19 protein-coding genes and 1 pseudogene are annotated in these 24,735 nt (G+C 40.0%); 14 read left to right on the top strand and 6 right to left on the bottom strand.

Features of this window, described 5'->3' with window-relative positions:
• Window positions 1–67: 67 nt before the first annotated feature.
• From MKL32_RS08225 to MKL32_RS08195, 7 genes are all read left to right on the top strand, one after another.
• Complete coding sequence (locus MKL32_RS08225; RefSeq protein WP_004799827.1) at window positions 68–2,902, top strand: ribonucleoside-diphosphate reductase subunit alpha; 2,835 nt, start codon at window positions 68–70, stop codon at window positions 2,900–2,902.
• A gap of 62 nt (window positions 2,903–2,964) precedes the next feature.
• Window positions 2,965–3,093 (top strand): hypothetical protein, encoded by a 129-nt coding sequence (locus MKL32_RS08220; RefSeq protein WP_004799830.1) that lies wholly within the window; start codon window positions 2,965–2,967, stop codon window positions 3,091–3,093.
• Between the two features lie 24 nt (window positions 3,094–3,117).
• A complete protein-coding gene (locus tag MKL32_RS08215) occupies window positions 3,118–3,582 on the top strand; it encodes a hypothetical protein (protein WP_004682967.1) in 465 nt (154 codons plus the stop codon).
• Window positions 3,583–3,623: 41 nt separating this feature from the next.
• The gene (locus tag MKL32_RS08210) at window positions 3,624–4,907 is read left to right on the top strand and encodes a ribonucleotide-diphosphate reductase subunit beta (RefSeq protein WP_126132103.1); all 1,284 of its coding nucleotides are present in this window, start codon (window positions 3,624–3,626) and stop codon (window positions 4,905–4,907) included.
• A 345-nt stretch (window positions 4,908–5,252) separates the two neighbouring features.
• Window positions 5,253–6,893, top strand: a complete 1,641-nt coding sequence (gene mqo / locus MKL32_RS08205; protein ID WP_039047410.1) for a malate dehydrogenase (quinone) — start codon at window positions 5,253–5,255, stop codon at window positions 6,891–6,893.
• Between the two features lie 70 nt (window positions 6,894–6,963).
• A complete protein-coding gene (locus MKL32_RS08200; protein WP_039047409.1) occupies window positions 6,964–8,205 on the top strand; it encodes an MFS transporter in 1,242 nt (413 codons plus the stop codon).
• A 36-nt stretch (window positions 8,206–8,241) separates the two neighbouring features.
• Entirely contained in the window at window positions 8,242–8,697 is a 456-nt protein-coding gene (locus MKL32_RS08195) for a hypothetical protein (RefSeq protein ID WP_004952409.1), read from the top strand.
• A gap of 36 nt (window positions 8,698–8,733) precedes the next feature.
• Here MKL32_RS08195 and MKL32_RS08190 read toward each other — a convergent pair whose 3' ends face one another.
• From MKL32_RS08190 to MKL32_RS08180, 3 genes are all read right to left on the bottom strand, one after another.
• A complete protein-coding gene (locus tag MKL32_RS08190; RefSeq protein ID WP_125271975.1) occupies window positions 8,734–9,462 on the bottom strand; it encodes an alpha/beta hydrolase in 729 nt (242 codons plus the stop codon).
• A complete protein-coding gene (locus MKL32_RS08185) occupies window positions 9,463–9,717 on the bottom strand; it encodes a hypothetical protein (RefSeq protein WP_125271976.1) in 255 nt (84 codons plus the stop codon). It lies immediately after the preceding gene.
• 204 nt (window positions 9,718–9,921) lie between these two features.
• Window positions 9,922–11,982 (bottom strand): choline transporter, encoded by a 2,061-nt coding sequence (locus MKL32_RS08180; RefSeq protein ID WP_004960366.1) that lies wholly within the window; start codon window positions 11,980–11,982, stop codon window positions 9,922–9,924.
• A 419-nt stretch (window positions 11,983–12,401) separates the two neighbouring features.
• Here MKL32_RS08180 and betI point away from each other — a divergent pair, with 419 nt between their 5' ends.
• The 4 genes from betI to MKL32_RS08160 all read left to right on the top strand — a co-directional run bounded on the left by betI (window position 12,402) and on the right by MKL32_RS08160 (window position 17,118).
• The gene (gene betI / locus MKL32_RS08175; RefSeq protein ID WP_136700418.1) at window positions 12,402–13,028 is read left to right on the top strand and encodes a transcriptional regulator BetI; all 627 of its coding nucleotides are present in this window, start codon (window positions 12,402–12,404) and stop codon (window positions 13,026–13,028) included.
• The gene (gene betB, locus MKL32_RS08170; RefSeq protein ID WP_270900387.1) at window positions 13,021–14,490 is read left to right on the top strand and encodes a betaine-aldehyde dehydrogenase; all 1,470 of its coding nucleotides are present in this window, start codon (window positions 13,021–13,023) and stop codon (window positions 14,488–14,490) included. Before betI ends, betB begins: the two co-directional genes overlap by 8 nt.
• A gap of 77 nt (window positions 14,491–14,567) precedes the next feature.
• Entirely contained in the window at window positions 14,568–16,262 is a 1,695-nt protein-coding gene (betA, locus tag MKL32_RS08165) for a choline dehydrogenase (protein ID WP_270900386.1), read from the top strand.
• Between the two features lie 64 nt (window positions 16,263–16,326).
• Entirely contained in the window at window positions 16,327–17,118 is a 792-nt protein-coding gene (locus tag MKL32_RS08160; protein WP_039047405.1) for a TorF family putative porin, read from the top strand.
• Window positions 17,119–17,169: 51 nt separating this feature from the next.
• On the opposite strand, the gene MKL32_RS08155 is transcribed toward MKL32_RS08160, so the two are convergent.
• Complete coding sequence (locus MKL32_RS08155) at window positions 17,170–18,345, bottom strand: zinc-binding dehydrogenase (protein ID WP_039047404.1); 1,176 nt, start codon at window positions 18,343–18,345, stop codon at window positions 17,170–17,172.
• A 338-nt stretch (window positions 18,346–18,683) separates the two neighbouring features.
• On the opposite strand from MKL32_RS08155, the gene prs reads away from it, so the two are divergent.
• The 3 genes and pseudogenes from prs to ntrR all read left to right on the top strand — a co-directional run bounded on the left by prs (window position 18,684) and on the right by ntrR (window position 22,210).
• Window positions 18,684–19,562, top strand: a complete 879-nt coding sequence (gene prs, locus MKL32_RS08150; protein ID WP_039047403.1) for a ribose-phosphate diphosphokinase — start codon at window positions 18,684–18,686, stop codon at window positions 19,560–19,562.
• A gap of 24 nt (window positions 19,563–19,586) precedes the next feature.
• Window positions 19,587–21,075: pseudogene (locus MKL32_RS08145) on the top strand (nicotinate phosphoribosyltransferase).
• 367 nt (window positions 21,076–21,442) lie between these two features.
• A complete protein-coding gene (gene ntrR, locus MKL32_RS08140; protein WP_151707935.1) occupies window positions 21,443–22,210 on the top strand; it encodes an ADPR responsive transcriptional repressor NtrR in 768 nt (255 codons plus the stop codon).
• 23 nt (window positions 22,211–22,233) lie between these two features.
• On the opposite strand, the gene MKL32_RS08135 is transcribed toward ntrR, so the two are convergent.
• Together MKL32_RS08135 and MKL32_RS08130 are read right to left on the bottom strand one after the other, a co-directional pair.
• Window positions 22,234–23,838 carry a GMC family oxidoreductase gene (locus MKL32_RS08135; RefSeq protein ID WP_270900385.1) on the bottom strand — a complete coding sequence of 535 codons (1,605 nt, stop codon included), beginning with the start codon at window positions 23,836–23,838 and terminating at the stop codon, window positions 22,234–22,236.
• 185 nt (window positions 23,839–24,023) lie between these two features.
• The gene (locus tag MKL32_RS08130; protein ID WP_270900384.1) at window positions 24,024–24,629 is read right to left on the bottom strand and encodes a nuclease-related domain-containing protein; all 606 of its coding nucleotides are present in this window, start codon (window positions 24,627–24,629) and stop codon (window positions 24,024–24,026) included.
• Between the last annotated feature and the right edge of the window lie 106 nt (window positions 24,630–24,735).

Raw genomic sequence — 24,735 nt, 5'->3', positions numbered from 1 at the left:
GCATACTTTTTGCTCGATTCAAACGGTCCATGAACATAAAAATAGATGATAATGGAGCTATGCAGACATGAGCATCATCACTTCTACTCCTGGCCAACTTCAGGTTATTAAGCGCACTGGCGAAATTGCGACTTTTAATGCTGAGAAAATCTCTGTTGCGATTGGGAAAGCATTTTTAGCTGTTGAAGGTCAACAAGGAGCAGACTCAAGTCGCATCCATGACCGTATTTCTCAACTAACTGAAATGGTAATGAACACGTTTAAACGTCGTTTACCATCTGGCGGTACGATTCACATCGAAGAAATTCAAGATCAAGTTGAATTGGCACTCATGCGTACAGGCGAGCAAAAAGTTGCTCGTGCTTATGTGATTTATCGTGAACAACGTGCAACTGCTCGTCAGCAAACAGGTGCAAATCACCATCCAACATTGCAAATCACCGATCACAACGGTCAGCTCCAACCGTTGGATTTAGATGCGCTTACAGCAACGATTGAAACTGCAAGCGAAGGCTTGGAAGGAATTGACGTTCAAGCGATTGTCGATGAAACCGTTAAAAACCTTTATAACGGCGTAAAAGAAAGTGACATCGCAACAACGATGATGATGGCGACTCGTACGCGTATCGAACAAGAGCCAAACTATACTTATGTGACTGCACGCTTGTTATGTAATGAGCTTGTCGGCACTGGATTAGAATTCTTAGGTTTATCAACAGATACATCTGAGAATGATGCTTTAGAACCTTTCTTGAAGAAAGGGATCGAGCTTGATCTTTTATCTCCTGATCTTCTTAATTTTGACCTTGCTAAATTATCAGCAGCGATTCAACCTGAACGCTCAAATCAATTTACCTATCTAGGTCTACAAACTTTATTCGATCGTTACTTCATTCATTCAAATGGTGTACGTTTTGAATTACCACAATTATTCTTTATGCGTGTTTCAATGGGTCTCGCACTCAATGAAGAAAATAAAGAAGAGCGTGCAATCGAGTTTTATAACTTATTATCTAGCTTCGATTACATGGCATCTACGCCAACGCTATTTAACTCAGGTACATTACGCCCACAACTATCAAGCTGTTATTTAACAACAATTGGTGATGACCTATATGACATTTATGGTGCGATGCGTGACAACGCAATGCTTTCTAAATGGGCTGGTGGTTTAGGTAATGACTGGACACCTGTACGTGCTTTGAACTCATATATCAAAGGTACAAATGGTAAGTCTCAAGGTGTTGTTCCATTCCTTAAAGTAGCGAATGATACCGCAGTTGCTGTTAACCAAGGTGGTAAGCGTAAAGGTGCAGTTTGTGCGTACTTAGAAACTTGGCACTTAGATGTTGAAGAATTCCTAGAATTACGTAAAAACACAGGTGATGATCGTCGTCGTACTCACGACATGAATACAGCGAACTGGGTTCCTGATTTATTTATGCAACGTGTATTTGAAGATGCTGAATGGACATTATTTACACCTTCAGAAACGCCTGATCTACACGATCTAACAGGTGCTGAGTTTGCTGAACGTTATACGCATTACGAAGCAGTAGCAAAAGAACAAAACATGCTACACAAGAAAGTACGTGCCAAAGACTTATGGCGCAAAATGCTTTCGATGTTATTTGAAACAGGTCATCCGTGGATCACTTTCAAAGACGTATGTAACTTACGTTCACCACAACAACACGTTGGCGTGGTGCACTCATCAAACTTGTGTACTGAAATTACATTGAATACAAGCCAAGATGAAATCGCAGTTTGTAACTTGGGTTCGATTAACCTTGTACAACACGTTCAAGGTGGTGTGTTAGATCGTGAGAAATTAGCTCGCACGATTAAAACTGCGGTACGTATGCTCGACAACGTAATCGACATTAACTATTACGCTGTACCACAAGCGAAAAACTCGAACTTAAAGCACCGCCCTGTCGGTATGGGTATCATGGGCTTCCAAGATGCACTATATGAAATGGGTATTGCTTACGGTTCAGATGCAGCAGTTGATTTTGCTGATGAATCTATGGAAGTAATCAGTTACTACGCGATTCAAACATCAAGCGATCTTGCGCTAGAGCGTGGTGCTTACTCAACATTTAAAGGTTCATTGTGGGATCAAGGCATTCTACCAATCGACTCTTTAGAGTTAGTTGCTAAATCACGTCCTGAACGTATGTTCGAAGTTGATCGTACTCAACGTTTGGATTGGGATAGCTTACGTGCCAAAGTTCAAAAAGATGGTATGCGTAACTCAAATGTAATGGCGATTGCACCGACTGCAACGATTTCAAACATTTGTGGTGTGTCTCAGTCGATTGAGCCAACATTCCAAAACTTGTATGTGAAATCTAACCTTTCAGGTGAATTCACAGTGATCAACCCTTACCTTGTTCGTGCATTAAAAGAACGTGGTCTATGGGATACCGTGATGGTAAATGATCTGAAACACTTTGAAGGTTCAGTTCAGAAGATTGCGCGTATTCCTGAGGAATTGAAAGCAATCTTCGCGACAGCTTTTGAAGTGGAAACTCGTTGGATCGTTGATGCTGCATCACGTCGTCAAAAATGGATTGATCAAGCACAGTCGCTGAACCTTTACATCGCTGGTGCAAACGGTAAGAAACTTGACATTACCTATAAGATGGCATGGTTACGTGGTCTTAAAACGACTTATTACCTCCGTGCTTTGGGTGCAACTTCTGCTGAGAAATCAACAATCAATACGGGTGCATTGAACGCAGTTAAACCAGCATCAGTTGAGGCTCCTGTCGTTGCAGCTCAAGCGGTTGAAGATAAGAAACCAGAAGCTCAAGTTGAAGAAGATGGTTTCACTACAGCAGCTCCAGTTCCAATGGCATGTTCAATTGACAATCCAGACTGTGAAGCTTGTCAGTAATTTAATCCAATAAAGCACCCTTCTTTATAGCAAGAAGGGTTCTAAAGATTAAGGCAAAGAGTATGATGACTATGACTCATAACTATATGTTGGGATTAGCTGTTCTGATCTTTGCCTTTATTTTCTTTTATGTACCGATGGTTTATGCATTTTTAGCCATTCGGAAACAACAGCGTAAGCAAGATCAATAAAGTGCTTTATTGGGAAGTAGAACTATGCTTCAAACTGATTTAGAACGATATGCTAATGCTCCTGCTGTTTTAGTACAGATTTATGTCGATCGGATAGTACTTCATTATCCATCTTCTACAGAATATCTAACTGAATGTGCACAGTTTTCACATCCACGTTCGTTATTAGGTGATTTTAGTATCGCTGAAACTACATTAACGCAGTTACTCAAACGTGGTGGTGGCGGTTTTAAGTATTTAGCTCCTTATATGTTTATTCAAGCAATGGAGCGAATGGAATTTGGTTTAACACAAGTAGAAATACGAGCATTACAAGAGCTAGGGCTAAGTAGCGGGGCAAGAGCGATTGCCATTTATGATGAAACAGGCAAATTATTAACGCCAAACTCACTTCCCGCAACTATCAATCTCAAACGTTTAGCGATGATGGGATTGATTATTACCCTTTTTGTTTTGCTGTGTTTCTTATGCGCCATTTTCATTTTTTAAAACTGCAATGTAAATAAATTAAGATTATAGTGAGATTAAATATGTCTATCCTTAGCTGGGACGATTTTGAAGATGATTCGCAAAAACCGACTGCACCTGAACACAAGTCTGCGTCCCTCGACTCGCAAAAAACGGTTAATACGCAGGTGGTATCTGATTCAGAGCAATCATCGCCGAGCATGGCAGCTGCACAACCCACTGGAGCCAGTGCCAACCGAGCAACAAATCCAACCGATTCGTTGGCTAGAGCATCTGCAGCCCTAGATCATTTGGACGTTGCACCGGGCTTAGAAGAGCTTGAAATGGGTGCTCAGCGTGTACAAGTTGACGACAAAGCCATGATCAACTGTCGTGCGGATTTAAACCAACTTGTTCCATTCAAATATGAGTGGGCTTGGCAAAAATACTTGGATGGGTGTGCAAACCACTGGATGCCACAAGAAGTTAACATGAACCACGATATCGCACTTTGGAAGTCTGAAAATGGCTTAACCGAAGATGAGCGTACTATCGTTATGCGTTCTTTAGGTTTCTTCTCAACAGCAGACTCATTGGTTGCGAACAACTTGGTTTTGGCGATTTATCGTCATATTACAAACCCTGAATGCCGCCAATACATCTTGCGTCAAGCATTTGAAGAAGCGATTCACACGCATGCTTACCAATACTGTATCGAATCTTTAGGTATGGACGAAGGCGAAGTCTTCAACATGTACCGTGAGATTCCAAGTGTTGCACGTAAAGCATCATGGGGTTTGAAATATACTCAATCTTTAAGTGATCCTACATTCCACACAGGTACGCCTGAAAACGATCAACGTTTACTTCGTAACTTGATTGCATTCTACTGTGTATTAGAAGGTATTTTCTTCTACTGTGGTTTTACTCAAATCTTGAGTATGGGTCGTCGCAACAAGATGAATGGTGTTGCTGAGCAATTCCAATACATCCTACGTGATGAATCAATGCACTTGAACTTTGGTATCGATATGATCAACCAAATCAAGATTGAGAACCCTCACCTTTGGACTGCTGAATTCCAACAAGAAGTGATTCAAATGATTCTTGAAGGTACGATGCTTGAGATCGAATATGCACGTGACACTATGCCACGCGGTGTATTGGGTATGAACGCAAGCATGATGGAAGAATATTTGAAGTTCATCTGTAACCGTCGTTTATCGCAACTTGGTTTACCAGAGCAATTCGCTGGTGTAACAAACCCATTTGCATGGATGTCTGAGATGATGGACTTGCGTAAAGAGAAGAATTTCTTCGAGACGCGCGTAACAGATTACCAAACAGGTGGTGCTTTGAGCTGGTAAGTATTTGCTCATCAATTCACCTATATAAGAAAGCTGTCTCAAAGACGGCTTTTTTTATAGCTATTAAAATGTCAGTTTTTATCAAATAAAATCAAACAAAGTAAATATAATTTCTTTTTTAACAATAAGCTAAATAAACCACTATCCAAGTGATCTTGAATCTTACATTTTTAAACATTTGGTAAACAAAAACACTGCCTAAATTAAAGTAAAATTCACAAACTTTTTCTCTCGCATCAGTAAGGCAACCCCTGCACTGATGTGCATTTGCGCTCACTCATCATTTAAATCTTTTCTCTCTATATCATCCATATAGGGGGTCATTTAATTTTTAAGGTAAATTGAATGAAAAAATTTTGGAAGTACTTATTAGTACTACTTCTAGTACTCATAGTTATTGCAATTGCCTTTCTTTTTAGACCTGTTACGTCTAAGGCAATTAAAACGAAAAACGACGAACCTGTGGTTGATGTTGTACTTATCGGTGGCGGTATCATGAGTGCCACGCTCGGTACATATCTCAACGAGTTACAACCTGACTGGAACATCCGTATGTACGAACGTCTTGATGCAGTTGCTCAAGAAAGTTCAAACGGCTTTAACAATGCAGGTACTGGTCACTCTGGCTTTATGGAAATGAATTATACCGAAGAGAAAGACGGTAAAATGGACATTTCTAAAGCTGTCAAAGTTGCTGGTCAATTCGAAATTGCTAAACAGTTTTGGGCATATCAAGTTCAGAAAGGTGTGTTAAATACGCCAAATACCTTTATCAATCCTGTTCCACACATTGCATTTGTATGGGGCGATAATGTGAACTTCATGGAAAAGCGTTATGCAGCCATGATTCAAGATCCATTATTTGCTGGCATGAAAATGACAGAAAACCCATCTGAAATTAAGCAATGGGCACCATTAGTCATGAATGGTCGTGATCCACAGCAAAAAGTTGCTGCGACACGTATGGATGTAGGTTCGGATGTGAACTACGGGGCAATTACAATTCAATTGGTAAGCCATCTTGAGAAGAGCCCAAATTTCCAACTCAGAACGTCAACAGAAGTTACTGGTATTAGCCGTAATGATGACAACACTTGGTCAGTTGCATTCAAAGATTTAAAATCTGGCGAAACGAATCACGTCAAAACACGTTTTGTATTTATCGGTGCAGGCGGTGCTGCAATTAAGTTGTTGCAAATGACAGGGCTTCCAGAAGCACAACAATATGCAGGCTTCCCTGTGGGTGGTGAGTTCTTGGTGACTGATAATCCTGCGATTACAGCTCAACATACAGCAAAAGTATATGGTCGTGCAGATCTAGGTGCGCCGCCAATGTCAGTTCCACATATTGATACGCGTTATATTGATGGCAAAAAATATGTCTTATTTGGTCCATTTGCAACTTATTCAAACAAGTTCCTAAAACAAGGTTCACAGCTTGATTTGTTAGCATCAACCAATAAAAACAACGTATTGCCAATGGCAGCGATTGGTCTACAAAATGCGGATCTAGTCCAATATTTAGTAAGCCAAGTGTTGATGTCAGACGAAGACCGCTTCAACGAGTTGAAAAAATACTATCCAGAAGCAGATCCGAAAGACTGGCATTTACGTCAGGGTGGTCAACGTGTTCAGATCATTAAGAAAGAACCAGGTAAACCTGCGAAATTGCAATTCGGTACGGAAATCTTTGCATCGCAAGATAAATCTGTAACTGCGTTGCTTGGTGCATCTCCTGGTGCTTCAACGTCTCCTTACATTATGCTCAACTTGCTTGAAAAAGCCTTCCCTGAGCAAACTCAAGGTGTTTGGAATACCAAACTGCATGAGATTGTACGTTCTTATGGTCAGGATTTATCAGAAAATCCTGCATTGTTGGATCAAGTGCGCCAGTATACGAGTTCAACTTTAGGTTTGAACTATACAACGCCTAAAAACTTGGTACCTACAAAACAAGTTGCAAAAGTCGAAGCTGCTGCACATTAAGCACGCTTAAACTGAAACAGAAAGGGATGAGTTTCGACTCTTCCCTTTTTTATTTTCTCATTTTTGAATTATGTCCACTGATTGTTCTCATTCTGCCTTTGCGGTATTTCGTTGTCGTGATTTTTCATTTTTAACGATAAATCAAGCTTGTTTGACATTTGCTGTGTTGATACAAGAGATTGTTATCGCCTTTCAACTGTATCAAATTACCAAGAATCCATTGATGCTTGGCTTGGTAGGTCTAATGGATTTTATTCCATTTTTGGTATTGTCCTTGTGGGGTGGTTATATTGCAGATCGTTTCAATCGTCAGCGGATTTTACAGCTTAGTTTTAGTCTAGCAATTCCATTATCAATCGCACTTTGGATTTGTTTTGATCTATTTGAGCATGATCATATCAATGCCAACATTCTACTGATTTCTACCTTTGGTATTTTATTCTTATTTGGATGTATTCGTGGAATTTACAGCCCTTGTTTCAATTCACTGCGCCCTTTTATTGTCCAAGAACATTTATATGCCCGCGCAGCCACTTGGACCAGCATGTGCTGGCAAGTATGTGGCATTCTAGCACCAGTCATTGGAGGATTAATGCTTGCACATTTGCGCTTATCCATAGTGTTTAGTGTTATTACAAGCTTATTCCTCATAGGTAGCTTAGCTTTATGGGCTCTAACAAGTAGAACTTTTCCTGAGATGCAATCTGAATCTGCCTTACTCAGTATCAAAGAAGCATTTCTCTATATTCGTAAAACTAAAATTATTTTTTGGGCAATGTTTCTTGATTTAAGTTCAGTATTTTTTGGAGGGGTAATTGCCCTATTGCCTATTTTCGCCAGTGATATTTTGCATGTCGGAGCAACAGGTTTTGGAATATTACGCTCGGCACCAGCCTTCGGTGCTTTATTGACTATGCTGATTTTGGTTCGATATCCCCCAAAATATCAGCCATGGAAAATCATGTTGCTCAGCCTTACTGGTTTTTCATTATGTACTTTGTTATTTGCTGTTACTAGATATTACTTTTTATCTGTCGTGTTTCTCATTATTATAGGTTCGTGTGATAGTGTTAACATTATTATCCGCCAAACTTTACTGCAACTCATTCCCCCACGAGACATGCTTGGTCGTATCGCAGCGATTAATGGCATCTTTGTGACATCAAGTAATGAGCTTGGTGCTTTGCACTCAACGCTAATGACACGTTTCCTCACGGTTGTGCCAGCAGTTCTGATTGGTGGCTCACTTTCTTTAGCTTGTGTTGTTTTAGCAAAATTTAAGACCAAAGACCTCATGCGGTTTCACTTTTAGCTTTGCTTGACTAAGCTTTCAAATCGTTTATGTGATATGAAACATTCTTTGCCCGCTTCTTCTGAGTCGTCTAAATTTATTATTTCTTCCATTTTTATATGGCTGACTTTGTTATGGTTACAAGCAACCTATATTGTGATTATTGGCGGCAATAGTTATCTGTTTTGGACAGCACTAGGTTTATTAGTACTCACCGCATTAAGTTTCCGTCCAAGTTCTTTAAAAAATAGAATTGCTCTTGTACTGACACTGGTATTACTGGGCAATTTAGTTTTCCACTCCCTGTTCTGCACTTATTTAATCTTAGCTTTTTATTGTATTTTTTATTTATATTCAGGGCATTATAAATACAAAAGATTTATGAAACTCTTCTGCCTATTCTTCATTATGATTTTATTTGCACTGTATCAAACGCAGTCTTTGCAAGAATTAAAAAGCCATTATGCTCCCTATGAAACAGGTGAAACATGGCAAAAATATGGTGCGCTATAGACCATAACATTTATGTTTGTTGTGGTTTTGATCAAATCATTTTTGTCTATATGTATCCATAAACTGAAGTGTATCCTTCAGAGTGAGTTGGGCCGGTTTGGTGTCCAACAGAAATTGATATTCATGAGCTGTAGGATCAGTTTTCTGATCAAAATATCGTGATTTGGTTGCTACACCAACTTTCTGCAATTGTTTTTCTAGTTGGCGAGCTTGTTGTTCAAATGAAGCGGTATTGCCATCTGTTAAATAAATTGGTGGAAGTGCTGCGTTTAGATATTCGGACACCACTAATCCTTTATCCTCAGTACGAGTAAGCCAGTCTTTGTCCTCTAAATATGCCCAACCAATACGTCCAAATGCAAATCGGGTAATCGCAGAGTTTGCCTGTAGAACCATATTTTTCAAATCATAAGGACCACAATACAATAAACCACCTCGGATGTCGGATAGATTTAAGGTCTTCTGAATATTGAGCAAGTCTGCATATTGAGGGTTGGATTGAATGAGTAAAAATTGCAAAGCGATCTGTGCTCCAGCGGAGTCCCCTGCAATAAATATATTCGCCATATTTAAATTATGTTGTTTAGCAAAGCTCGTTTTTATATAACGAATGGCTTCCGAAACTTGGATGACAGGTTCAGGATATTTTGCGGTCGGCACAAGTTCATAATTAAGCACAAAGACAGAGTAACCTTGTGAAGCTAATTCAGTTGCATAAGCTTTCACTTCAAGCTTATCTCCACCGACAAATCCGCCACCATGCACTCAAATTACTACGGGCTGATGAGCTAAAGGCACTTTAGTCTTGTAGAAGTCAAATGTATTTCTTTGAAACTTTGATGGATAGGTTAAGTTTGTCGATACAATCACGTTCGGCTCTTGGTACTGAGCAGGTCGTGAATCTTTTGGAATGCTAAATAAACTGTGCTGCAATAACCAAATTGTCGGCTTAGGACTGACAAATAATACAGATATAAAGATCACAACCATGAGAGCACAAAACATCATTATTTTTTTCATTTGAAGTTCCTTCTAGTCTCATATTTGCGAGTTATCAGTTTATAAAGTATTGATTCTTCTCTGTTGGCTGTTCGATTATGATCATTCGAACTACAAGATAAGCCAACACTTAATAATAAAAAATAAGCTAGATTATGAAGCAAATTATACTTTGTAAAATCTTCACGATTAAAAAAAACCCCACAGAAATGTGAGGTCTTGTAATTAGTCTTGTGAGTCAGGATAAAGAGGACGATTTCCTGGACTAATTCGGTTGATATGTAAGAAAGTCATATGACGCTCATACTTATCTAAAATGTCATTAATGACCTGCTCTTTGGTATATCCAACCAAGTCATTGTCTTGAGAACCTTCATACAAGAATGTTTCCAAACGATAATAATATTGCTTACCACGTTTGCCTCGTTCACTAAATGTCGGAGCGATATAGCGTACAGGCCAAATTTGATAGACAAAATTATGCTCATCTTCAATGAAAATCGTTAAGTCTAGGTGATACAACTTATCGTGGTATTCAGATTCGCCTTGATTAACCTCAACGTTCATCCCTCGTTTAATCAGTTCATCAGCAACGGTTTGCACTGCAGGTCTACATACATTATCGAGCATACGCAATGTTTCATGGCTACCAGGATGATGCATGACACGTGAAAGGCGTTGTTTCCAATTTAGAATATCGACATTACCGACTACAGGTGCAGCATTTAAGCTACGACTAGCTTTACGATAATCTTCTAAACGGAGAGATTTATAGAGTCCAGCCATCACAAGCAGCATTACAAAGCTAAACGGTAATCCCATGATTACGGTTGCACTTTGTAAAGCAGTAATACCATTTGCCATCAACATCGCGATGGTCAATAAACCAATCGCAATCGCCCAAAACACACGTAACCAACGTGGCGCATCATTATCGACATTAGAAAACTTCGTGGTGAAATTTCCTAGAACTAATGCCCCAGAATCAGCAGAGGTCACATAGAACAGAAGCCCTGTAATGGTTGCTACACCAGCAACAAATCCAAACCACGGATACTGTGCCAATAAGTCATAAAACCCATGTGCAGGATCTGTCAAAACAGTTTGGGCCAAAGCTGTATTGCCATCAAAGATAACGTTGTACAAGGCACTGTTACCAAAGATTGATAACCATGTGATCGTGAATAGTAGAGGAATAATCAAAGTTCCACAGACAAACTCACGAATGGTACGACCACGTGAAATACGTGCCAAAAACAAACCTACAAATGGAGACCAAGCCACCCACCATGCCCAAAAGAATAATGTCCAACTGTTCATCCACTCTTTTGGTTGTTCAAATGCAAAACTATCTAAAGCTAAGCTTGGAAAGCGGCTGATATAGTCACCAAAATTTTGTACCAAGGCATTTAATAAGAACTCTGTATTCCCTAAAAACAGCACAAATAGCATTAAACCAATAGCGGCATAAATATTGATTTCGGAAAGTACTTTAATGCCTTTATTGACACCTGCTGTTACCGAAATAATCGTCACAATCACAGCAACTAAAATCAGTCCTGATTGAACCCATAAACCTTCAGGCCAATCAAATAAAACATGCAAGCCATAATTGATTTGAACAACTGCAATACCACAAGTCGTTGCGATACCGAAAATCGTCCCAATCACGGCGGCGGTATCTACGGTATGACCAATCGGACCATCAATTTTTTTACCAAAAATCGGATAAAGCGCAGAACGAATGGTCAGAGGTAAGTTATAGCGATAACTAAAATATCCCAAAGCCATCCCGACTAAGGCATACATGCCCCAGCCTGTTAGACCATAATGAAATAAAGTCCATACCATCCCTTGACGAGCGGCTTCATAAGTTTGCCCCTCACCCACTGGTGGATTCATATAATGTGACAGTGGTTCAGCCACCGAGAAAAACATTAGATCTGTGCCGATACCTGCGGCGAACAGCATTGCCGACCAACTCAGCAGGCTAAACTCAGGTTTGGAATGTTTAGGACCTAGCTTTATATCGCCATAACGAGAACAAGCGATAAAAACCACAAAGATGAGGTAAAGCGTTGCGGCAAGTAAGTAATACCAACTGAATTTATCACTCACCCAAGCCAGTACAACATTGAGCAAATGATTCGAAAAATCATTAAATAAAATCGTCGTCAGTGAAAATATTAAAATTATGAGCGCTGAAACATAAAAGACCACGCGATTTAACTGATCTTTTGTTTGAATAGATGAATCATCAACTGCTCTTGGATTATCTGTCACCATACAATCCTCAAGGAAAATTTAAATTTTGAAAGTTGTTTTTCTCAATAACTCGACCACGATTTATTGACGAAAACAACGAGAAGACACAGCATTTAAAAGATATTGAAAACAACACCAATCATTGCATAAGCTGCATTTTTGTAATTACCTGTGTGGATGCAAAGAAGCATTTTTAAGAGTAACTGAGCTTAGACCCAACCACTAAAAATCCATTCAATAAATCAACACTTTTGATACTTTAACAGGGATCTCCGATAACACGATTAAGAGTTATGTAAAGCATCCTTGTTGCAAATACTATACTTTTAATTGATTGAACATTCAATCAATTAAAAGTATCATGATGTTGTGTTATCATTTTCTGCATCCAGATTTTAATCTAACGCCTTAATAATTTTAGGCATTTATGGCAACTACACATGACCAAACGCAGAGTTAAACCTGAACACGAACGCCGTGAAGAGATCGTTAATGCCGCATTTGAAGTGATTTATGAAGTGGGTTTATCACAAACCACCATTTCACAAATTGCAAAAAAAGCGGGAGTCTCAACAGGTATCGTCAGCCATTATTTTGGTGATAAGCAAGGGTTAATGATCAACTGTATGCGGGAGATGCTCAAGAGATTGCATCTCACCTCTCTGCAATACAAAGCCAATACAGCAGATCAACAACCTGAAAACCAAATTAAGGCAATCATTGATTCAAACTTTGATAGTAGTCAGGTCAATAAAACCGCTATGCGCGTTTGGTTAGATTTTTGGTCAGCCAGTATGCATAGCCCAGAGCTTGCACGTTTACAGCGCATTAATGATCGACGCTTGTATTCGAACTTAAAACATCACTTTTTAAAACTGATGCCAAGTGAAAGAGCAAGTACTGCTGCGAGTGGCTTAGCAGCACTGATCGATGGGTTATGGCTACGAGGTGGACTCGTGGGGAATGATCATTTCGATCGGCAGAATGCAAGACGAGTTGCCTATGACTATTTAGACATGCAACTTCAACTGGCTAAACCCTTATTTCAGGAGAGACAAAATGAATGATGTGCAAACTCATCCATTGTATATCCACGGTCAATATGTCAATGCCACAAGTGGTGTAAGTTTTGACAGTATCAATCCAGCCAATGGCAACGTAATTGCCCATATCCAACAAGCCTCTCAACAAGATATTGAAAAAGCTGTTCAAAGTGCTCAACAAGGTCAAAAAGTTTGGGCGACAATCACAGCAGTTGAGCGTTCTCGTATTTTACGTCGAGCTGTAGATATTTTACGTGAACGCAATGATGAACTAGCAAAACTTGAAACCTTAGATACAGGTAAAGCTTATAGCGAAACATCGACTGTCGATATTGTGACAGGTGCTGATGTGCTCGAATATTACGCAGGTTTATCGACAGCCATCCAAGGTGAACAAGTTCCATTACGCGAAAGTAGTTTCTTCTATACTCGCCGTGAACCTTTAGGTGTCGTTGCAGGCATCGGTGCTTGGAACTATCCGATTCAAATTGCTTTATGGAAATCCGCTCCTGCGCTCGCTGCGGGCAATGCCATGATTTTCAAACCAAGTGAAATCACCCCACTTAGCGCATTTAAACTTGCTGAAATTTATACCGAAGCAGGTGTACCTGATGGTGTATTCAACGTCGTACAAGGGGCTGGTCGTGATATCGGTCAATGGCTGACAGAACATCCTGTCATTGAAAAAATTTCGTTTACTGGCGGTGTTGAAACTGGAAAAAAAGTGATGGCAAGCGCTGCTGCTTCAAGCTTAAAAGAAGTGACGATGGAACTTGGTGGTAAATCACCACTGATCATCTGTGAAGATGCAGATATGAATAAAGCCGCAGATATTGCGGTGATGGCGAACTTCTTTAGTTCTGGTCAAGTCTGTACCAATGGTACGCGTGTCTTTATTCCAGCATCATTAAAAACAGAATTTGAAAATGCAGTATTAGAACGTGTGCAACGTATTCGTATCGGCGACCCAATGAATGCAGATACCAATTTTGGTCCATTAACCAGTTTCCCGCATATGGAAAAAGTTCTTTCCTACATCAATACTGGTAAACAACAAGGCGCCAAATTACTGATCGGTGGTGATCGAGCAACGGGTGAATTGGCTGACGGTGCATATGTATTACCGACAGTATTTACAGACTGTACTGATGATATGCGAATCGTGCAGGACGAAATCTTTGGTCCAGTCATGAGCATCTTGAGCTACCAAACTGAAGATGAAGTCATTCGTCGTGCCAATAACACCACTTTTGGTCTAGCAGCAGGTGTGGTGACACCAGACATTAACAAAGCACATCGCATTATTCACCAAATCGAAGCTGGTATTTGTTGGATCAATACTTGGGGCGAATCCCCTGCTGAAATGCCAGTCGGTGGTTATAAACAATCTGGTGTAGGTCGTGAAAATGGGATCTCGACCCTATCTCACTACACACGCATTAAATCCGTTCAAGTTGAGCTTGGTGATTACCAAAGCATTTTCTAAAAGCATTGCGCTTTATCTTATCTTGATCAACTGAGTCACATGTATTCAGTTGATCTTGCAACAAATAAAGGCAGATTATGAATAAGCAAGAATACGATTATATTATTATTGGTGCAGGCTCAGCAGGTAACGTCCTCGCTGCACGTTTAACTGAAGATGCAGATATCTCAGTATTATTATTAGAAGCAGGCGGTCCAGATTATCGGCTTGATTTCCGCACGCAAATGCCAGCCGCTTTGGCGTTTCCACTACAAGGCCGTCGCTACAATTGGGCATATTTGACCGACCCTGAACCACATATGAACAATCGCCGTATGGAGTGTGGTCGTGGTAAAGGTCTAGGTGGCTCATCACTCATTAATGGTATGTGCTACATCCGTGGTAACGCGATGGATTTAGACCAATGGTCAACGCATCAAGGGCTTGAAGATTGGAGATATGCGGATTGTTTACCATATTACCGAAAATCAGAAACACGCGACATTGGTGCTAACGATTATCACGGCGGTGAAGGTCCTGTTTCAGTCACAACCCCAAAACAAGGCAATAATGAACTGTTTCATGCCATGATCGAAGCAGGTGTACAGGCAGGTTATCCTCGTACAGATGATTTAAACGGTTATCAGCAAGAAGGCTTCGGTCCGATGGATCGAACGGTGACACCGCAAGGGCGTCGTTCGAGTACTGCTCGCGGTTATTTAGATATGGCAAAAGGTCGTCCCAATTTGACGATTGTCACCCACGCCATGACCAATAAAATCTTATTTAGTCATAAACAAGCAATTGGTGTCGAATACATTATTGGTTTAGATCAAGCCAACATGAAACAAGCACATGCCAAACGTGAAGTCTTGTTATGTGCAGGGGCAATTGCATCACCGCAAATTTTACAGCGCTCAGGTGTTGGACAAAGCACTTTCCTCAAATCGATGGATATTGAAGTTATTCAAGACTTACCTGGTGTGGGTGAAAATCTGCAAGATCATTTGGAAATGTATTTACAATACAAATGTAAAAAACCAGTTTCACTTTACCCAGCATTGAAATGGTACAACCAACCTGCGATTGGTGCAGAGTGGTTATTCCTGGGCAAAGGGATTGGCGCAAGCAATCAGTTTGAAGCTGGTGGATTCATTCGTTCATCTGATGAATTTGAATGGCCAAATATTCAGTATCACTTCTTACCTGTCGCAATTAACTACAACGGTAGTAATGCCGTGAATGAGCATGGCTTTCAAGCTCATGTTGGTTCAATGCGTTCACCGTCACGTGGTCGGATCAAACTCAAATCCAAAGATCCATTTGAACATCCAAGTATCTTATTTAATTACATGTCCACCGAACAAGATTGGCGTGAATTCAGAGATGGGATTCGTATCACGCGTGAAATCATGCATCAACCTGCACTTGACCCTTATCGTGGCGAAGAAATCAGCCCAAGTATGCAGTTAAAAACCGATGCTGAACTAGACTCTTTTGTTCGAGAACATGCCGAGACAGCCTACCATCCATCATGCAGTTGCAAAATGGGTGAAGATGAAATGGCTGTTGTCGATGGTCAAGGTCGTGTTCACGGCGTACGCGGGCTACGTGTAATTGATGCCTCTATCATGCCAATCATTATCACAGGCAACTTAAATGCCACCACGATTATGATGGCAGAAAAAATTGCTGATCAAATTCGTGGGCAAAAATTACCACCTTCGCAAGCACCTTATTTCAAAGCAGGATCAAGCCCTGTTCGTCAGACTCCTTTACGTCCATTTGCATAACCTAGTCCAGTTATGTTCAGCACCTTATGACACTAAGGTGCTGCCAACCATTAGGAAAATTCAAATGAAAAGAATTTTACTTCTAGTCCCTTTGGGCTTCTTCTTGCACACTGCTCATGCCACTGAAGCAAGCACAGAAATAGCATCACCTTTTAGCGCTAATCTAACACTCGCAAGTCAATATGTATCACGTGGTTTTCAACAAACTTGGGGCAAACCTGCAATTCAAGGTGGAATAGACTATAACCATGATAATGGTTTTTATGCTGGAACTTGGGCATCGACTGTGAGTGATCATTTTATTCGTGATGCATCAGTAGAGTGGGATGTTTATACGGGTTACAGCCGTAGTTTTGGAGATCTAACTCTAGGCACTAAAGTCGCTTACTACTATTATCCTGGCGCCAAAACTACAGCAGAAACAGGAAATACTCGCTTTGATTACGGTGAAATAATCCCAGAAATCAGTTATGGACCATTAAGTGTTAAATATTCCATTACCTACACCCAAGATTACTTCGGGAATAACTCGGATACTTTAGGTATTGGTACTAATAAACATTCTCGTGGTTCAGGTTATCTTGATGTCAGTTGGCATCAACCTTTAGGGCAAGGCTGGTCGGCAGATGCTCACTATGGTCATCAGCGAATCAAAAACTTCTCTGATGCAAACTTTCAAGACGTCAGCTTTGCCATTAATAAAGAACTCCCGTACAACCTTTTGGGAAGTTTAAGTTACAGCAAAGCATGGGATAAAGATGATTACTACAAGCAATATAGCAATGGCAATCCTAATGCCAAAGTCTCAAATCCAATTGATTCCACTGTGGCTGTCTCACTGACAAAAAGTTTTTAATCAGCACAATAAAAAAAGCTGCAATCAATGCAGCTTTTTATTCAATATGATTTAAGCATTGATCAACTCAATATCTGATCCTGCTCGTTTTGGATCGATCAGAATTTTTGCATGTTGCTCTGGATCACGTAAGGCATCAAAGGCATTCCCTACACCTTCCAGACCAACCACACCCGTAATCAGCGGTGAGACATCAATTTTACCTTCAGCAATCATATGCAGGGTGTCACGGAACTCAAGTGGTGTATAACCCAATACATATTGGATTTCCAATTCTTTATTGATCGCCAATGCAGGTTCGATCTTATCACTTTGCATACAGACACCTACGCCCACAATACGTGAGAACAATGGTGCACCCTCCAAGATTTGCTGCATGATGCCAGAGACACCTACGCATTCAAAAATCACAGGACGTTTCGGTAATAGACCAAGCTTATCCCCGACGCGCATAGCATTAACCCACGGCAAAGAGAAAGTCTGAACTTTATCAAAAATACCCATCCCCATATTGATTGCTTCAGAAACATTGCCGAGTAGACCAAGCTCTTTCCAACTACTAAATGGAGATTGTTGTTTAGGATCAATCAAGACATCTGCACCGCACAGTTCAGCGAGTCTACGACGATTTGGTGAAAAATCACTAGCAACTACCGTTTTAACTCCCGCGGCTTTGAGCATAATAATTACGCCTAAACCAACAGGACCACAGCCAATTACAATCGCTGGTTCATTTTTCTTAATCCGACTACGACGAACTGCATGTAAAGCAACAGCCATCGGTTCAGTTAACGCTGCGCTGTCGGCATCTAAGCCATTTGGCACTTCAAACATTAAACTTGATTGGACCAAGATTTGCTCAGCATAACCACCCGAAGCACTCGGCGATAGACCAGTTGGGACATAACCTTTTGGATCAATATTTAATAGCGGCATCGCACAAACTAGTGTGTCGGCTTTTAATTTACGGCGCGTTTTTGGACCATAATCTAACACTTTACCGCAGAACTCATGACCAAAAACCAGCTTATCTGAGGATTTTGCTACCCCATTAAACCCCACACGTGCTGCCAAATCATGCATATGATCACAGTGATGTTGCATGTGTAAATCAGAACCACAGATTCCACAACGTACCACTTCAAGTAACACCTGTCCTTTAGCAGGAACTAATTGAAGACTATCTTCAAGCTTCAATTCAGCGTTATGACAAACTAGAGATTTCATAGGATGCTTTCCTTATTGTTTTATTGCATGTGTTAACTGTTTTAATTTTTTCATTAAAACAGTTTAGCTCACTTATTTCATTTTTAATTTTGACATACAGTATTGTCAGAACATATGACTTAAAGATCAATACCCCTATCAAATAAGATCAGCTTTATAAATCACTCGATAATGCAGTTTAAAAATCATTCTCTTTTAACTTCAAATAGATGAATCTTTTTTTCTAAATTACTCCCTATTTTTATTAAAAAAGATCGAATTTAATACTTGCTTTTAATAGTGTCTTTATGCCAATATATATTTACTGGCTTTAAGCCACTATAAAAGAGAAATTAAAAATGACGATCCAACTTATGACAGCTCAAGCGAATGTTCCCATCGAGTTTTTGCAGTTTTCAGGTGGCGAACGTCATATTCAACTACAACCAGAGTTATTGAACCAATTACAAGCACACGCTCAGATCACAGCCTCACTGAATCACAGTACAGATGTAATGGACTATCTATTACTGGAAAATGTGTTGTTAGAACAAGGCTCGCGCCTTTCGGTGGAAATCCCTTATTTTCCTTACGCACGTCAAGATCGTATCTGTGCACAAGGTCAGGCCTTCTCATTAGATTTAATGACCAAGTTATTGAATAGCAATAGCGAAAAATTTGCAGGACAACGTCAGAAAATTGTGGTGTGGGATTGTCATAGTCCAAAGACCATAGAGCTGTTACGCAAAAATACCAACTTCCAAGAGGTAATCAATATCGAACCGATTGAGATTATCCAGCAAAGCTCAACATTGATGCAGATCTTAAGCGCAGATAATACCGTGTTGATCTGTCCTGATGCAGGTGCAATACAACGCACCCAAGCGATTGCCAACGGCATCAATTCGCAACGCCAACAGGCGATTGACATCATTCACTGTGAAAAACAACGTGATCCAAACACTGGAAAAATTAGAGCAATAGCGGTGAATAGCCCTGATTTGACAGGAAAAACAGCCGTGATCACCGATGATATTTGTGACGGTGGTGCAACCTTTATTGGTATTGCCAAACAACTACGCAGCCTAAACTGCCAAAACATTATCTTGTATGTCACACACGGCATTTTTAGTAAGGGGCTGGCGGTATTTGATGGCTTGGTCGATCAGGTGTTTACCAGTAATAGCCTGCCACAAGCAAAAGCAAACAAACTCAACATTATCAATTTTCAATACTAAGCTCTTAAGTAAGAGGCCTATAAAATGACTATTAAAATAAATCCACTCAATGCAATTGATTTCTACAAAGCCGATCACCGTCGTCAGTATCCAGTGGGGACTGAATACGTCTATGCTAACTTCACCCCTCGCTCATCACGTTTAGCCAAAATGCTGCCTGATTTTGATGACAAGATTGTGTTCTTCGGTTTACAAGGTTTTATCAAACATTTTTTAATTGAAACTTGGAACGAGGGCTTCTTTAATCAACCTAAAGCCAAAGTGGTCACAGCCTATAAACGTCGCATGGACAATTCTCTAGGTGAAGGTGCTGTTCCCGTTGAACACATCGAAGCATTGCACGATCTTGGCTATTTACCTTTAAAGATTAAAGCACTAGAAGAAGGTAGTCGAGTCAATATCAAAGTGCCTGTATTGACAATTATCAATACTGATCCGAATTTCTTTTGGTTAACCAACTATATTGAAACTGTGCTCAGTGCCGAATTATGGAAAAGTTGCACCACTTCAACAATTGCTTATGAATACAAACGCTTGTTAACTCAATATGCAGAAAAAACAGGTGTACCTTTAGACTTTGTTGCTGTTCAAGGCCATGATTTTAGTAGCCGTGGGATGAGTGGGATCTATGATGCAGCTCAATCAGGCGTGGGGCACTTGACCAGTTTTATCGGTACCGATTCAGTTGCATCAATTGACTATGCTGAAGAATATTATAACGCCACTGGTGTCGTCGGTGTTTCGGTGCCTGCAACAGAACACAGTGTGATGTGTCTGGGCAGTGAAGAGAGTGAAATCGAGACCTTTAGACGTCTGATCTGTGAACTCTATCCGAGTGGCGTGGTCAGTATCGTTTCAGATACTTGGGATTTTTGGCGTGTGATTACAGAGTTTAGCGTGAAATTAAAATCAGAGATCCTAAATCGCCAACCGAATGCGCTCGGACTCGCCAAAGTGGTGTTTCGCCCTGACTCTGGTGATCCTGTGAAAATTATCTGTGGCGATCCTGGATGCAGAGCGAGATAGTCCAGCTTATAAAGGTGCAGTGCAATGTTTATGGGAAATTTTTGGCGGCACAGAAACAGCTCAAGGCTATAAAGTACTCAACGAGCGTGTTGGTTTAATCTATGGTGACTCGATTACTCTAGAACGTGCCCAAAATATCCTAAAAGGCTTAGAAGCCAAAGGCTTTGCCTCGAATAATCTAGTCTTTGGTATTGGCAGCTATGCCTATAACTATTTAACTCGCGACACTTTTGGCTTTGCCGTAAAAGCCACTTGGGGTCAAGTCAACGGCGTAGGTCGTGAACTGTTTAAAGACCCTGTGACAGACTCAGGTGTTAAAAAATCAGCCAAAGGATTATTAAGGGTTGAACAGACTAATAATGGCTTTGAGTTATTTGATCAACAAAGCTTTGAACAGGAAAATATGGGCGCACTGCAAACTGTATTTGAAAATGGTCAATTATTAAGAGAATGCTCTCTTGACCAAATTCGGGAGAGATTGGTCTAGGCAAAACTCTCTATGATTAAAACACATCCAGTGATTAGATACTCGGAAAAGTCATCCGCAACCTGAACAAGCCAAAGCGACTAAAGCATTGGCTTAGTGCAAGATAAATGAAATGAATAGTTAAGTGCTTAAGCAAAGCTTTCGCCTTACGGTACGGCAAAGATTATCAATCTTTGCCGTACCTCAGATTTTGCCTACTTTTGCCAAAACATTTACGAAGCTTTAAACGCTTCTCAGGTCGAGCCTGAACAAACTAAAGTTATTAGCTTTAGTGAAGTGTAAGACGTAGTGGCTTATCCTAAAATATGATGAGAACCCAATAAGACTCCGCTATGATGTTACTTTATTCCGATTTCTTAATATTTCTATGAGTAAGGAAACTATCCATACGTCCGAACAGGCATACCTTGCCCACTATCAAAAAACAGACTATGACACCCCACTGTTTACGGTTGATATGGCAATTTTTTCTGTGGCAAAAGGTCAATTACAGGTTTTAATGATTCAACGCTCTAACTTTCCCGAAAAAGGGAAATGGGCGCTTCCAGGTGGTTTTATTGATTTAAAAACCGATCCAGATTTAATGGCAACAGCTCACCGTAAACTGCTTGAAAAAACAGGGATTCACTCCCCTTATCTAGAACAAGTTGAAACCATCGGCAATCAGCATCGTGATCCGCGCGGTTGGTCGATTACATCACTGTATTTTGCACTGATTGATTTTAGTAAATTTGAAATTAAAAAGACTTCAACAACTGAAATGAGTAAATGGATTTCTATAGAAGAAGCCTTGCAACTAGAATTAGCTTTTGACCATCAGAAATTACTAAAATTAGCATTTGATCGCTTGTGCAATAAAACCCGCTATACCGCACTCCCAGCTAGTCTCATGCCTGAATTATTTACCCTGACCGAATTACAAACAATCTATGAAATTATTTTAGGCCAAACCCTAGAAAAAAAATCATTTAGACGACGCATGCAGGAGGCGGGAGCAGTTGAGGAAACAGGGCAACAAAAAATTGTCGGTAAACGCCCTGCTCAATTATTTCGTTATGCACTAGATGATTTTAATTTCACCTTTCCGCGTATGTTGGAAACACCACGTAACTCAGATAATAAAGAAGAGAGCTAAGGCAAAACCTTAGCTCCATATACTCACTTCCAAGTTTCGCGAATCATGTCTACTGCTTTTTTAGCAATCATGATCGCAGGTGCGTTGGTATTACCATTTACCACTGTTGGCATAATCGACGCATCAATCACACGCAAGCCTTGAATACCATATACTTTCAGCTCAGGATCAACCACAGCCATCTCATCTACACCCATTTTGCAACTACCAACTGGGTGATACACCGTATCGACACGTTGGCGTAAAATCTCACGAATCTCATCATCAGATTGCACGTTTGCAGTAAACATATCTTCTTTAATTTTTTCACTCAAAGCAGGTGCTTGCATTAACTTTTGCGTGACTTTAAATCCATCAACCATATCTTGAAGGTCTTGCTCATCCTCAAGGAATTTAAAGTCAATTAATAGCGGATCATCTACATTTTTGCCACTGAGTTTGACCGAACCACGCGCACGAGGATTGAGCAAACATACGTGGCATGAAATACCGTGTCCTGTATGCATGGTTCGAGCATGATTATCTACTACAGCAATGACGAAATGCAGTTGTAGATTCGGTTTATCTAACTCAGGATGGCTCTTTAAGAAACCACCACACTCTGCATAATTGGTCGTAATTAAGCCTCGACGCTCCTTACGATAACGCCCAATTTGTTTGATTAAATCTAAACTACCACCAACAGAAACACCGAAAGTTCCATCTATTTGTTTAGTCTTATAAGCAAAAATAAAGTCAGGATGGTCATGTAGATTTTCACCAACTCCAGCTAAATCTTTAACCACAGGAATACCGTGTTTTTCTAATTCTTGACGAGGACCAATCCCCGAAAGCATCAAAACTTGTGGTGATTGGAAAGCCCCTGCAGAGAGTAAAACTTCTTTATTTGCACGAACAACTGTGACTTGTCCTTTATGCTTAAATTCCACGCCTACAGCACGACCATTTTCGATCACAATTCGCGATACCATCGCTTGTGTGATCACATGTAAATTTGGACGCTTACCGATATAAGGCAATAAATACCCACGTGCAGCACTCCAACGTTCACCATTCTTCTGGGTAACTTGATAGACACCTACGCCTTCTTGCTCTGCGCCATTAAAATCATCATTCAGTGGATAGCCTACTTGTTTAGCTGCTTCAATAAAGGTTTTTTGGTATGGATTATCTGAATGTAGTTCACTTACATTGAGTGGACCATGCTGTCCATGATACTCATTTTTAATTCTTTCGTTATGTTCTGATTTTTTAAAATATGGTAACACTTCATCATAGGACCAACCGGTATTTCCTAAAGCTGCCCAATGATCATAATCATCTCGATGCCCGCGAATATACACGATTGCATTGATCGCTGAACTACCCCCCAAGCATCTGCCACGTGGTTGATATCCTTTACGTCCATTTAAACCTTTTTGCGGTATGGTTTCTAGCGCCCAGTTATTCAGTTTCGTTGGGATGCTAATCACCGCAGCTGCTGGTGTATTCACCAACCAGCTATTGCCGTCTCCACCCGCTTCCAATAAACATACTGAAATATTTGGATTCTCCGAGAGTCTACCTGCAAGCACACTACCCGCCGAACCACCACCTATTACTACAAAGTCAAATGCTGTTTGTGTCATTGCTATCCCTGTTATTTTCATTCTTTCAAAATGCGAAAAGATTATGCTCAAATGCACATCTAAATATTCGTTTACTTGTCTAACAGACTTGATTATTCCTCATAAAAAGTAACTGGATATAGGGCAAAGTACAATAGCCAAATCTGGCAATACGATTGAGTTAAATCATCAATTTCTACAGTCACTTATACAGTGGATTTCTTTTCTATTTGCTTTTGCTTTAAATGCTCAACATGCAATCGATTTGTCTTCCAAGAAGGCTCTAATACTTCTTTTTCAATTCGATATTTAATTCTTTTGAGCTTCATAGGACTAATCACCTGTTGATCAAAACGTTTTACGTATTCAATCCAAGCTTTACTACGAAAGACATTTTCAGGCATATCTGTTTTAAATTCGCTTCGAGCTGTAAATACAACAATAGAATGCAAATACTGCGGATCAACAACATCACTTAGAACCATTTCCAATACTTTAATATGCTTATAGTTTTGGTGTAACGGATTCTGAAATTTATAACTTTTCTTATAAATTTTTTGTGTCCACTGCTTCTGGCGAGCATTTCCAAAAATCCATCCCGTATAGTTTTTAGTTTCAACAATAAAAACACCATAAGGGCTTATTAAAATATGATCAATTTGAGTCGTCCCGTCTTTCTGATCAGGTAAAGTACAATTATTAAGCAATATATATTCAGCACTTAAATACTTAGCAACATGCTCAGAAACCATAAACTCACCAACTTTCCCCTTGAAATTCGGTGATTTGAGATATGTAACTACAGCAAGCATAAGAAGAATTAAAATAATTAGGACTTACGCACTATTATTTATAGATTCTCTGTGGTAGCAGATGATTTTTATCGAGAATAAAGTCATCAATGAAGTTTTTGATCAT

The organism is Acinetobacter sp. AOR34_HL, assembly GCF_027854795.1.
GTDB lineage: Bacteria > Pseudomonadota > Gammaproteobacteria > Pseudomonadales > Moraxellaceae > Acinetobacter > Acinetobacter junii.
This window is presented reverse-complemented; position numbering and strand designations above follow the sequence as displayed.